This is a genomic window from Chryseobacterium sp. DT-167, assembly GCF_058310155.1.
Genome location: NZ_JBZEEQ010000004.1, coordinates 54,330 through 66,651 on the forward strand (window position 1 = coordinate 54,330; position 12,322 = coordinate 66,651).

The following is a 12,322-nucleotide window of genomic DNA, read 5'->3' on the forward strand; positions in this document are numbered from 1 at the left end:
GAATACTTTTAAACTTGTTTGTTTATTACCAAATAACAAAACCCACCAATTAACTTGGTGGGTTTTAATTTATATAAAAAGCTGATTACTTTTTAAGTTCTTCTAAAAACTCGTCGTGAGAGATTGCTGTTTCTTTTTTAGTGGCTTTTTCAAGAATTACATCTTTCAATTTTGCCATAGCAACTTCAGAAGAGATTTGTCTTACCTGCTCCTGGTCTTTCAACATTTCAACAGCATATTTCTGAATTTCTTCGTCTCCTAAATGGTGAATTCCGTAGATTGCCAATTGGTTTCTTACCAACTGCTCAGCCTGAGCCAAAACGTCAGCATAATCTAACTGAATATTGTTGTCGCTCATCAATTTACCTTCGATGATCTGATATTTTAACTGAGTTTTTTCGTTTTCAAGAATTTCTTTAGCCTGCTCTTCAGTCTGGATATTCTGATTAGAGAATACCAACCACTTTGTAAGGAAAGATTCAGGAAGTTTTACTTCTTCTTTTTCAGAAACCTGCTCCAAAACTTTGTTTACGAAATGTACATCAGCATTTTGCTGGAAGTATTCATCCAACTCAGATTTCACTTTATCTTTAAGCTCTTCTTCAGTTTTGATATTTCCTTCACCATATACTTTATCGAATAGATCCTGGTTAAGCTCTGCAAGATTTAAGCTGTAGAAATCTTTTACTTTCACTCCCACTTCAGCGTGGTGCAAATGCTCAGCTTCTTCTTTAGTGAATCCTAATTCTTTAGCCAAGTTTTCGTCAGCAGCTAAAGTTTCTTTAGAAACTTTTACAGACTCATCCATTTTAAGACCTTTTACCAACTTGAAAGCATCTTTGTTTTCAGCAGTAATGGTCGCATTTTTCGGATGATGGTGGTGCTCACCTTCTGCATCTTCTTCTACTACCTGAGAGATTTCTAAATTGATATAAGAATCTTTAGTGATCTTGTCTTGCGGAACCTGCTCAGCAAAACGTTTCTGCATGTTTTCGATGCTTTTGTTGATTTCCTTTTCAGAAGCTTCTACTTTATAATGAGGAGCTTCATATTTAGCTAAATCTATAGTAAATTCCGGTTCGTAACCTACTTCGAAAGCAACTTCCAGCTTCTCTGCGTTATGATTGAAATCATTTACAGGTTGAGGTACGGGTTGACCAACTAATCTTAATTTGTTTTCGTTGATATAGTTATTTAAAGCATCAGAAACTTGCTTGTTGATCTCTTCGAATGCAATGCCTGCTTCATATTGCTTTCTAACCATACTTAAAGGCACTTTTCCTTTTCTGAAACCAGGAACCTGTGCGTTTTTAGCATAATTAATCAATTGCTTTTCTACTTTTTCTTTGTAGTCAGATTTCTCCAATGTTACTGTAAGCAATGCACTTACATCATCATGGTTTTTTGCGGTAACCTTCATTATTGATTAAAATTTTAGGTTGCAAAAATATGAAAATTTTATGAAAACTTACCAATTAAAGTCAACTTATAAAGCCAAATATTGTTAAATAAAAAAACCACCGAAAAATTCAGTGGTTTTTATTTCAATCTGAAGACTTTTATTAATTCGTGAGATTAAATGTTGCTTCCGCATCAGTCTCTCCTCCTACTAAGCTTCCCCAAGCTGTTCCGGACATTGCATCGTTTACACTTTGAGGAGCATGGATCAGGTCTAATTTTAAAAATGGAGCTTGAGAATTTACCACATTTACAACTTCCCATTTTGTTCTCAGCCCTACTCTTTTCCCATCATTTCTCAGATCGTTTCCATCTAATCTTGTGATATTGATGGTAGATTTCGGGAAATCGAAAATAAGAAAATGCTCATCTTTGGCATCAATGATTTCACCTGTTGCATCTTCATTTCCGTTTCTGAATTTTGCTTCAACCGTGTAGGATTTCCCATTTGTAAGGGGAATGGTAGGTATTCCTCCTGCACCAATGCTGTAGTTATATTCTATTACAGCAGCTCCCGGAGCATCTTCTTTCACCAATAAGATGATATTGGTGAGTTCTTCCTGCGGAAGGTCATCTTCTTCTGCCGAGCCGTCTCTCTGACAAGAAACAAACGTAATTGTGATGAATAAAACAGCTAATAATTTGATGATATTTTTAGTATTGAATAATTTGTTCATTTTGATAAATTTAAGATTGTAAAATTTTGATTAAATAATTTTTTTTGAAATCTTTAGAATCTATATCTAAAGTTTAGAATAAAGTTTCTTCCTGCCTCATCCGCAAAGAATCTCAAACGATTAAGGTAATCCCTGTACGAAGTGTTGAAGAGATTATTTACAATAACACCTGCAGAAAGATTTTTGCTGATATTGATTCCCGTTTGAATATTCCAAAGCGAATATCCGTTGGGCGGAGTGCTGAAATCAATTGTTTTATTGACCAGTTCGCCGTTTTCATAAATTTCTAAGTCAGCATTTCTGATCGGGAATCGGGTTTGCTTTAAAAATGTTTGGTTTTCAACTGTAAAATAGAAATTATTCCATTTTTCTTTTTTGAACTGCAATGCATTAGAGAAATTCGGAGGCATCATTAGAATTAATGGTTCGTTGTTGGTTTCGTCCTGCCCGTAAACATAACTACCCTTTCCAACGTAGGTAAGATCATCTGTAATTTTAAAATTGACATCCAGATCAAGCCCATACATTTTTGCATCAATCTGCTGATACGCCCATTCCGGAAAAACACCTCTGATCGTTCCTCTAATACCGACCGGAACTTCATTGATGAAATTTTTAGTGATGAAAAAATAAGGATTTACAGAAATATTCAATCCTCTCAAAACATTGAATTTTGAATCTACTGTAAGATTAAACTGATGACCTTGTTCATTTTTCAATCCCATATCTCCGGTTTCAATAATTCCTGCAGAATGATGTAATCCGTCTGAGAATAATTCTGCAACATTCGGAGACCTTCCCACTTTTGCATAATTAAATTTCAGATCAAATACTGAACTTGGATGATATTCCAGACCTGCATTGAAAGAAACATTGTTATAATTCAATTGAGGACGCGTCAAGATTCTGTTTTGATCCGTTTTCACATAAAACTCAGGAAAAACATCTGCATATCTCGATTCCCAATCGCTTTTGTCATACCATTTGGTGACATCGTAACGAGTGAAATCATATCTTGCTCCGGCTTCAACATTAAAATGATTAGAAATCTTATATTTAAAAACCGAATATGCGCCCGCAGAATATTTGTCATAATTAGGAATCAAACGTCTCGCTTTTGTCGCAGGATCTGAATAATTGTTTTGAAAACTACCATCAAGTCCTGTTTCCAGAAACCATTTTTCTCTTTCCAAGAAATCATTAAGATTAAACTGATGCGTCATCAATTCCAAATCCAGAGAAGGAGTATCTTTCAACTCACCTCTTCTGATGTCATATTCCTGTCTGTGATTGTACTGATAACTGTACGTTGCAGAAAGTTTTCCGATCGTTGAAAATCTTTTAAAAGCCGAAACTTTTGCAATATGATGCTCGATCACCTGTCTCGGATTGTCAATATCATAACTGAAGTTTCCCGAATAAACAGGAATATCTGCAGTCATCGCTCTGTCATAATCACCTGTTGTAGAAACGTGAGAATCTCTCAGAATCCCGATATTCTGGTTTGTTAAATAATAATCAAATGAAATTCCTTTTTCATAGGTATTATTCTGAACCGTAAAATTGAAAGAAGAAAAATCCATTCCCGTATTTTTCAGGTTATAATCAGGAGCGTTTTGATCTCCCAATTTTTTGATGCTTCCGCCGGATTTCACAGCCCATCCGTTTTTCCAGATTTTGGCGACATCTGCATCAAGAGCCAAACCTCTTCCGTTGGAAATTCCGGAAAGCCCAATTGAACCTTTGATCGTATCTTTTTTAGGGAAAATTTCAGGTTCCATCACAACAACTCCACCTATTGCATCACTTCCGTATTTTAATGCTGAAGCTCCTTTAATGACATCAATATGTTGAAAATTATTGATATCAACATTTGGCGCATGTTCAACTCCCCATTCCTGCTCGGCAAGTTTCACTCCGTTATTTAAAATAGAAATTCTGCTTCCGTAAAGTCCATGAATGATAGGTTTTGAAATATTATTTCCGGTCTTCAAGGTGGAAACTCCTGAAATTTTTGATAATAAATTTCCCAGATTATCCGTAGAATTTCTTTCAATTTCAGCCTTGTCGAGTGTTTTTACGATTAAAGAACCATTGCTTTTATGATTTCCGTGAATGGTCACAGTTTCAATATCCTGAACGTGATGTTCTAGCGTGATTGACAAGTGAACATCGTGTGTAACTCCTACATTTTCAGTATAATCATTACAATCAGGATGCTTTGCAATGAGCGTATAATTCCCGGAAGGAATTCTATTGAACGAAAAATTTCCGCCTTTATCTGTTTTGGCTGTAAAATTTCCCAAAGTAACCACTGCATTTTCCAGCATGGTTTTATCGTGAAAATCCTGAACCGTCCCCTGAACAGTGAAAGTTTTCTGTGCGTTTGTAAACACCAATCCGCAGAGGATCAGCAATAAACTATATATCAGTTTCATTGTAAATAAATAGACTGCGTATGTTTTAAGAAACTCATTTTCCTGAATGATTACTTAAAAATACATTTCGTTAAAAATTTGAATTGGATTGTTTTGTTATTTCTACCTTAAAATTTCAATTTTTAAGAAGAGATCAAAATGCTGAATCTTTCATTACGCTTATCGTTCTGAAACAATCTAAGTATCATATTAAAGACATTGAGATTCCTACGGAATGACAAAGACTCTGATCATTTTACATAAAAATTGAGTAAAATAAATAAAAAACAAAAAAGAATTTAGAGATTAAGAAATTGAGGGAGGTCCCCGAAGTTGAAAAGTGAATTTGGTTTGTGACCAGATTCTTTCCTGAACAGCAATGATTTGTTCTGCGTCGTGTGTATAGCTTTCGAAAACAAAGCTATACTCATCAGGAATTAAAGTATTTCCTGTAGCCAAAAAATGACAAGCCAAACAGTCGCCGGCTTTTTCTTTGGTTAGATTTTTTGAAATCGTGTTTTCTGTTTTTTTAAGATTAAAACCTATAAAAACATCGGATGAATCATGACTGTGAAAACTTGAAGAAAACAATGCAAAAAAGTAGATTCCAAACAGAAGTTTGGAAACGAAACTTTTCAGATTTCTGCTTTCTTTGAAAATCATTTAGCAAAAATAAGAATAATATTTTAAAGGATTTTATATAAAGATTAAATTATGGTTATTTAATAATGATTGTAATCATTTATAGTTCCGCTCCTACGGAGCTCAAATATTCGTGAACGAATGTTTTTCTACAAACATGTCGCTCCTACGGAGCTTCGCAGATTTTTGAATTAGCCAATTATATCTTTTTCTGTCATCTAAAATTTTCGATAATGATTTTGCTTACAATCTTTCAGTTTTGTAGATAAACAGTTTCCACAAAAAAAGGATGAATTACAAACCCATCCTTTTAATATATTTTTTAAAAAAAAATTACTCAAGCTGAGTTCCTAAGTATTCCCATTCCTGCAAAGCTGCATCAAGATCTTCTTTTGTTTTATTATATTTTTCTAAAGTTCCTTCAGACGGATTTTCTGTAGTAAAAGAAGCCTCCATAGTTTCAATTGTTGTTTCCAGCTCAGAAATTCTTTCTTCTACTTTTTTGATTTTATTCTGAATGTTTTTTTGCTCTTTGCTTACGATAACCGTAGATTTAATTTCTGCTTTAGCTTGTTTTTCTTCAGCTTTAGCCTTTTCTACAATTTTTGCATCCTCATCATGAAGTTTTGCTTTTTCAGCAGAAATCTCTCTGATTGATTCTTTTTGTCTGTATTCAAGATATTCATTCACACTTCCTAAAAACTCCTTCATTCTCCCATCACGGAATTCATAGATTTTATCACAAAGCCCTTGTAAGAATTCTCTGTCGTGAGAAATCACAATCAAAGTACCTTCAAATTTCTGCAAAGCCAACTTGATAATCTCCTTAGACTGAATATCCAGGTGATTGGTAGGCTCATCCATAATCAACGTATTGAACGGACGAAGCAACAATTTACAAAGTGCCAAACGGTTTCTTTCACCTCCGGAAAGTACTTTTGTCTTTTTATTGACCGCTTCACCCTGAAACAAGAAAGATCCCAATAAGTCCCTTACTCTCGGTCTCGTTTCTTCAGTTGCAGAATCTTCCGCTTCTTCCAAAACGGTTTTATTTGGAGTCAAAACTTCTTCCTGATTTTGAGCAAAATATCCGATATTCACGTTGTGACCTAAGTTCCAAGAACCTGAATAATCTTTGATGTCTCCGGCCAGGATTTTAGCTAAAGTCGTTTTTCCTTGCCCGTTCTGACCCAAAAGAGCAATTCTGTCTCCTCTTTGAACGATGAAATCTACCTCATCGAAAATCTGTTTTTTACCGTAGGCTTTCCCTAAATGTTCTGCCTCGAAAATTACTTTTCCGGGAACAACAGATTGTTGGAAACGAATGTTGAATTTAGAAACGTCTTCATTATCCACCTCAATACGGTCAATTTTATCTAATTTTTTAATAAGTGACTGCGCAAAAGATGCTTTTGTAGCACTTGCACGGAACTTATTGATATTATCTTCCATTTGCTTGATCTCCGCATCCTGATTCTTCTTAGCCTGAATCAGTTTTTCGCGGCGCTCTTCCCGCATGACCAGATATTTGGTATAATTTGTTTTATAATCGTCAACTTTTTTGTTGTTCACATCAAAAGTCCGGTTACAAACCGCTGTCATAAATTGTTTATCGTGACTTACCAAAACGATTGCTCCGGGATAATCTTTCAAAAAGTTTTCTAACCAGATAATGGATTCCATATCCAGATGATTGGTAGGCTCATCGAGAAGCATCAGATCATTCTTTTGAAGAAGAAGCTTTGCCAACTCGATTCTCATTCTCCAGCCTCCGGAAAATTCATCTGTGATTTTTTGGAAATCGTCGGCTTTAAAACCTAAACCAAACAAAACTTTCTCAATATCACCTTCCAGATTGTACGCATCATGATGCATCAGAAGATCATTCAGCTCGGTCATTTTGTTGATAATCCCTGTGTAAGCATCACTTTCGTAATCAGTTCTTGTTGCTAACTGGTGATTCACTTCTTCAAGCTCATTTTTCCATGCATTAATCTGCTCAAAAGCCTGCATCGTCTCATCCCAAACGGTTCTTCCTTTCACAAAATCAAGATCCTGCTTCAGAAAACCGATGGTGATATTCCCCTCAGGAACAACTACTCCTTCATAAAAAGTGATTTCTCCGGAAAGCATTTTCAACAAAGTGGATTTTCCCGCCCCGTTTTTACCAACCAAACCAATTTTATCATCCTTTTTAATGGTGAAATTAACGTTTTGAAACAAGTAGTTTCCCGAATGATGTAATCCTAAACCTTGAACCGAAAGCATCTTTATGAGTAATTAATGATGAATAATGTGTACTGTATATTTTTCGGGTGCAAAAATACGCAAAATAAAGGACTTTAAATTTAATAATTCCTTACAGTGATATGAAAACAGCTTTGATGTCTTTCTTTAATGTAAAAAATGCGTCCTGCTTCGACATAATATTTTAAAACTTTCTCCAGAGCAACCTCCATTTTCAGGTCTGGTCTCAGCTTATTATTAAATCTCACATAAGATATATCGAAAGAATTGCCATAATTGTGAGAGCTGATTCCGAGCGACGCATTTGTATTAACTTTTCGTAATCTACATTGATCTTCCAGTGTTCTGGTAATGGAAGAAACTGTAAAAGTATGTCCTTTGGTTTCTTTGCTGAATCTCGCTCCTATTTTTTCCAGTGTAGTCTTAGCTTTTGAAACCAAATATGGTCTGCTGTAATCAAGCTTCTGAACCTTATACCCCTTTCCTGTCTTTTTTACGGTGTGAAATTTACCTTTATCAATATATTTCTGAACCTGAGCAGTATTTTTGAGAATATTGACATTAAAGCTTCTTGAAGCATCTAAATGAGGTTTGTAAAGCGCAGTCGGTTCTACTTTTAAAACTTCGGTAAGATCATAGCAAGGAAGCGTTTTCTTTGAAGCCTGACTGTAAACAAGCTGATGAAATGCCAATGGAATGATGTACAAAAACTTCCTCATAGAAACTATTTTGAAAATTTAAATTTGAAAATTGCAGATTTTGTTATTGCCAAAGATATTAATTTAATAAAACGGCATAAAAATTTATGAGTAGAAATTTAACAAACAATTTCACATTAAAACAAATTAAAAACAACAAAATAAAACAATTAATGAAAACATTTTATTTTATTAACTATAATGCTGAATAATTAATTTTTGTACATTCGCTTTACAATTTAAAATACATAAAAAGATGATTTCAAAAACTTCAAAATTTGTGGCAGAAATGCTTGGTACGATGGTACTTGTTCTAATGGGATGCGGAAGCGCAGTAATTGCAGGAGCAGATGGCACTACAGGAGTAGGACTTCTGGGAATTTCTTTCGCATTCGGATTAAGCGTAGTCGCAATGGCTTACGCAATCGGGCATATTTCGGGATGTCATATTAATCCCGCAATCTCAATTGCAATGGTTGCAGCCGGAAGAATGAAAATGGATGAGGCAATCAGATACGTTATTGCACAGATCATTGGTGCAATCATCGGAGCCGGAATTCTTTATGTGATTTTCACAAATCATCCCGGTGCAGAAATGAAAGAATGGGCATTGGGTTCCAACGGATGGGGAACAGGATATTTAGACGCTTATAATACTACCGCAGCTTTTGTTGCAGAATTCATTTTCACATTTATTTTCCTGATGGTGATTTTAGGATCAACCTCTACTAAAAACATCAACGGTGGTTTTGCAGGTTTAGCGATTGGTTTTTCTTTGGTTTTGATTCACATTGTAGGAATTAAAGTTACCGGAGTTTCTGTAAACCCTGCAAGAAGTATCGGTCCGGCAATTTTTGCAGGTGGTGCAGCACTTTCACAACTGTGGCTGTTTGTTGTTGCTCCGGTTTTAGGTGGAGTTGCCGCAGCTTTCACTTATAATTTATTAATGGAAAGACCTGAACAGGCAAAATAATTAAACCAGATATTGAAACGAAATCCTGTCTTTATGGCAGGATTTTCTTATTTTATTTTCTTTATTTCAAAAGGGTTTTTGAAAATAAGCTCTTCATGTTTTCCCTTGATTTCCATTTTTCGCTGAAGTAAATTTAAAGCCATTTTTCGAATGAAAAGATCTTTGTCATTTAATTTCCAGTAGGAATCTTCATGTACTTTTTTAGGTTGACGGATGAGATAAAATTCCGTTTCCCAATTGTCGACATTGTGATAAAATTCAATGATTCCGCAATGTTCAGGAATTGCAGAATGCTCGATCATTCCCATCGGAAGCAAAAAACTGAACGAATTGCAAGGATAATCACCACAACATATCTTGTCATGCTTCAGAAACTTCTCACCGGTTTTAGTATTGATGTATGACTTTTTAAAATCATTTTTGAAATCGCTTTTTGAAAGTTTAATTTCAATTTCGTGACTGAACCCTTCAGAATCAATGATCAAAATATCCGCTTCCCAATCTGAATGGAAATGGTTGCTGAGAACAATTTCTTTTTCAAAATCGCAATTGGCATGAATATAAGCGTGAACAAGCTCTTCTATCTTTAACACTTTTAATTCTTTTATTTTTTAACGCAAGTTCGCTAAGATTTTTTTTAAAAATTATTGAGAATATTTTTTCGTTCGCAAAGGCGTTCTACTCAGCAAAGATCACAATCCCTAAAACTCTTCCATTCTCCCACTCTCAAACCCATCAACTCACCAACAAGCTACAGCCACGGATATCCGAATGATCAATTCTTCCTAAGACCTGAAATTTCTTCTCGTCTTCAATTAATAATTTTCCCAAATCCTGTGTTGCGATAAACGAACACGAATGAATATTTGCAAGATCTATAATATTAATTGCTCCGGTTCTTCCGGCCTTCTCGTACCCGAAAGGATCTTCAGCATTTCTGATCAGCACCCTCATCCAGTTTGGACATTCATAAATATTTTCACCCAAAGAATAAGCCTGCGAAAGCAATTCTGTCATCGAATATTCGGAATATATTTTCTCAGTTTTAAAACCATTCTGAAGAATTTTTAGCAGCTCGTCTTTTGTCATTTCTTCTTTCCGGCCTTTCATTCCCCCAGTCTCAATGACTGTTAAATTGTTGGAGGGTTGGAGAGTTTGAGAGCTAGAGTTGCAGAAATCAAGAAAATCAAGAAGCGCAAATGAAACTCCAAAAAGAATGACTTTTTTATCTTTTAATTCATTTAAAAGTTTAAATAAATCTTCATGATTATAAAGAAAATACCCGTTTTCAGGCTTGTCAGATTTTCTCATCAAAAAATCTACCATGTAAATCAATGATGAGTTTTGCTTTTCAAGATAACTTGGGAGTAATCCTAAAAAAATAAAGTCTTCAGGCTTGCCTATAAACTGCTCAAAACTTTTATAGATGCTTTCCTGATAAATATTTTCGTTGGCAATGAAATGTTTAGACAAATTCATCTGTGTTGTACCTGAACTCTGAAAATACAGATCAGTTGAAATATTTTTATCCAAAATCTGATGATTTTTAAACATTTCAATTGGTAAAAAGGGGATCTTATCCAGCGAATTTACCGTCTCAGCATCAAGATTCAGGTAATCAACAAATTTTCTGTAGACATCAATATTCTTGTATTGATAGCGAAAAGTTGTCAGTGCCACATCCAGAAACTCCTGCTCGGTTTTTATGTCAAATATACTTTTCAATTTTTTAAAATATTTTTTAACGCTTTATTGATTCATTCTGAATCATTTAGCAATTATATAAGAAAACTTCAAGGTTTTTTAATATTAAAACTAAAAAATTGGTCAGGTTATTGCAAGTCACTCTGCGGAATATGGATTAGAAATAACAGGTATAGAAGCTGTTATTCGGAAATTACCTCTTCGGAGGTAATTTTTAATTCCTGCCCGAAAGTTTTCAGCTCAAAATCATTCTGAAAAACTCCGTAAGTGAAATAGGAAATCCAGTCTCCGAGATTGATATATTTTGAATTCTGATTTAAATCTAAAACCATCGGCAAATGCCTGTGACCGTAAATAAAGTAATCGATTTTTTCTGTTTTCAGTTTTTCTTTTGAATAAATAATCAGAAATTCTTTATCCTCTCCTAAAAAAGCTTTGTCCTCATCTCCCGAAATCATCTTGTTTTTCTGAGAAAGATACAAAGCCACTTTCATCGCAATATCGGGATGCAACCATTTGAAAAACCATTGTGCAACAGGATTTGTAAAGACTTTTTTCATCCTCTTATATCCTTTGTCACCTGGTCCCAAACCATCACCATGAGCCAACAGAAATTGTTTTCCGGCAATCTCAAAATATTGTTTTTTATAAAAAACCGTACAGCCAATTTCTTCTTCCAGATAATCTTTCATCCAAAGGTCATGATTTCCCACAAAAAAATAAACATGAACGCCGCTGTCTTTTAATTCAGCGATTTTACCAAGAACTCTCACATAACCTTTCGGGATTACATGCTTCCATTCGTGCCAAAAATCAAACAAATCACCCATCAGAAACAAAACCTGAGCATCTTCTTTGATCTCATTCATCCAACGGATAAATTTTTCTTCCCGAATTTTGCTCTGCTTCTGATCCGGCGCACCAAAATGCTGATCTGATGCAAAGTATACCTTTTTTCCGGGCTCTAAGTTAATGGTTGTTTTTAGCACCTTTTCAGTTTTAAATTCAGAAAAACTTATTGATTATCTTCTGCAAACCATTCTCCATAAGAGTTTTCTGTCTCATGAAGCTTTAAATAAGCTAAAGAAACATCTGCAGGAAGTTTTGATTTTATTTTGGCAGCGATGGCAAACAACATATTTTCACAGGTCGGCTGAAAGTTACAGTAAATTACCTTCTGACCTTTGTTTTCTAATTCTTCCCCCATTTCCCTGTGTGGAGAAACTCCGTTGATCAGTACGGCATGATCCCAAACATCGACAATTTCTTCTTTCACGATTGCTTTAATATCCCCGAAATCTACAACCATTCCGTTTTTAGGATTTTCCAGATCGTTGATCGGTTTTCCTTTTACGGTAACGAAAAGCTTGTAAGAATGCCCGTGCATATTTTTACATTTCCCGTCATAATTGTATAAGACATGAGCCGTCTCGAATGTAAAAATTTTTGTAATACGTATCATGATGCAAAGATAACGATTTTCTGTTCTTTTAATCTGAAGTAGTG

General features: G+C 34.8%; 11 protein-coding genes. 1 reads left to right on the plus strand and 10 read right to left on the minus strand.

Annotated features, from left to right (window positions below):
- Positions 1-85 precede the first annotated feature (85 nt).
- The 6 genes from AC4FQ5_RS07090 to AC4FQ5_RS07115 all read right to left on the minus strand — a co-directional run bounded on the left by AC4FQ5_RS07090 (position 86) and on the right by AC4FQ5_RS07115 (position 8,160).
- Positions 86-1,420, minus strand: a complete 1,335-nt coding sequence (locus AC4FQ5_RS07090; protein ID WP_491141958.1) for a trigger factor — start codon at positions 1,418-1,420, stop codon at positions 86-88.
- A gap of 142 nt (positions 1,421-1,562) precedes the next feature.
- Entirely contained in the window at positions 1,563-2,135 is a 573-nt protein-coding gene (locus AC4FQ5_RS07095) for a hypothetical protein (RefSeq protein WP_491141959.1), read from the minus strand.
- Between the two features lie 53 nt (positions 2,136-2,188).
- A complete protein-coding gene (locus tag AC4FQ5_RS07100; protein ID WP_491141960.1) occupies positions 2,189-4,573 on the minus strand; it encodes a TonB-dependent receptor in 2,385 nt (794 codons plus the stop codon).
- A 285-nt stretch (positions 4,574-4,858) separates the two neighbouring features.
- Positions 4,859-5,215 carry a hypothetical protein gene (locus AC4FQ5_RS07105; RefSeq protein ID WP_491141962.1) on the minus strand — a complete coding sequence of 119 codons (357 nt, stop codon included), beginning with the start codon at positions 5,213-5,215 and terminating at the stop codon, positions 4,859-4,861.
- A gap of 312 nt (positions 5,216-5,527) precedes the next feature.
- Complete coding sequence (locus tag AC4FQ5_RS07110) at positions 5,528-7,462, minus strand: ABC-F family ATP-binding cassette domain-containing protein (RefSeq protein WP_491141964.1); 1,935 nt, start codon at positions 7,460-7,462, stop codon at positions 5,528-5,530.
- Between the two features lie 80 nt (positions 7,463-7,542).
- A complete protein-coding gene (locus AC4FQ5_RS07115) occupies positions 7,543-8,160 on the minus strand; it encodes a DUF5715 family protein (protein WP_491141965.1) in 618 nt (205 codons plus the stop codon).
- Positions 8,161-8,395: 235 nt separating this feature from the next.
- Between AC4FQ5_RS07115 and aqpZ the strand changes: the two genes are divergently transcribed.
- A complete protein-coding gene (aqpZ, locus tag AC4FQ5_RS07120) occupies positions 8,396-9,112 on the plus strand; it encodes an aquaporin Z (RefSeq protein ID WP_491141967.1) in 717 nt (238 codons plus the stop codon).
- A 47-nt stretch (positions 9,113-9,159) separates the two neighbouring features.
- On the opposite strand, the gene AC4FQ5_RS07125 is transcribed toward aqpZ, so the two are convergent.
- From AC4FQ5_RS07125 to queD, 4 genes are all read right to left on the minus strand, one after another.
- The gene (locus AC4FQ5_RS07125) at positions 9,160-9,705 is read right to left on the minus strand and encodes a hypothetical protein (protein WP_491141968.1); all 546 of its coding nucleotides are present in this window, start codon (positions 9,703-9,705) and stop codon (positions 9,160-9,162) included.
- 142 nt (positions 9,706-9,847) lie between these two features.
- Positions 9,848-10,837, minus strand: coding sequence for a long-chain-fatty-acid--protein ligase (locus tag AC4FQ5_RS07130; protein WP_491141969.1), 990 nt, complete (start codon positions 10,835-10,837; stop codon positions 9,848-9,850).
- Between the two features lie 161 nt (positions 10,838-10,998).
- Positions 10,999-11,805: a UDP-2,3-diacylglucosamine diphosphatase gene (locus AC4FQ5_RS07135; protein ID WP_491141971.1), complete on the minus strand. Its 807-nt coding sequence runs from the start codon at positions 11,803-11,805 to the stop codon at positions 10,999-11,001.
- Between the two features lie 26 nt (positions 11,806-11,831).
- Entirely contained in the window at positions 11,832-12,278 is a 447-nt protein-coding gene (queD, locus tag AC4FQ5_RS07140) for a 6-carboxytetrahydropterin synthase QueD (protein WP_491142293.1), read from the minus strand.
- Between the last annotated feature and the right edge of the window lie 44 nt (positions 12,279-12,322).

What these genes read in the sequence shown, in the direction of transcription:
- aqpZ (WP_491141967.1), top strand. Translation starts at nt 8,396, where the DNA reads ATGATTTCAAAAACTTCAAAATTTGTGGCAGAAATGCTTGGTACGATG.
- AC4FQ5_RS07115 (WP_491141965.1), bottom strand. Translation starts at nt 8,160, where the DNA reads ATGAGGAAGTTTTTGTACATCATTCCATTGGCATTTCATCAGCTTGTT.
- AC4FQ5_RS07110 (WP_491141964.1), bottom strand. Translation starts at nt 7,462, where the DNA reads ATGCTTTCGGTTCAAGGTTTAGGATTACATCATTCGGGAAACTACTTG.
- AC4FQ5_RS07090 (WP_491141958.1), bottom strand. Translation starts at nt 1,420, where the DNA reads ATGAAGGTTACCGCAAAAAACCATGATGATGTAAGTGCATTGCTTACA.
- AC4FQ5_RS07105 (WP_491141962.1), bottom strand. Translation starts at nt 5,215, where the DNA reads ATGATTTTCAAAGAAAGCAGAAATCTGAAAAGTTTCGTTTCCAAACTT.
- AC4FQ5_RS07095 (WP_491141959.1), bottom strand. Translation starts at nt 2,135, where the DNA reads ATGAACAAATTATTCAATACTAAAAATATCATCAAATTATTAGCTGTT.
- queD (WP_491142293.1), bottom strand. Translation starts at nt 12,278, where the DNA reads ATGATACGTATTACAAAAATTTTTACATTCGAGACGGCTCATGTCTTA.
- AC4FQ5_RS07100 (WP_491141960.1), bottom strand. Translation starts at nt 4,573, where the DNA reads ATGAAACTGATATATAGTTTATTGCTGATCCTCTGCGGATTGGTGTTT.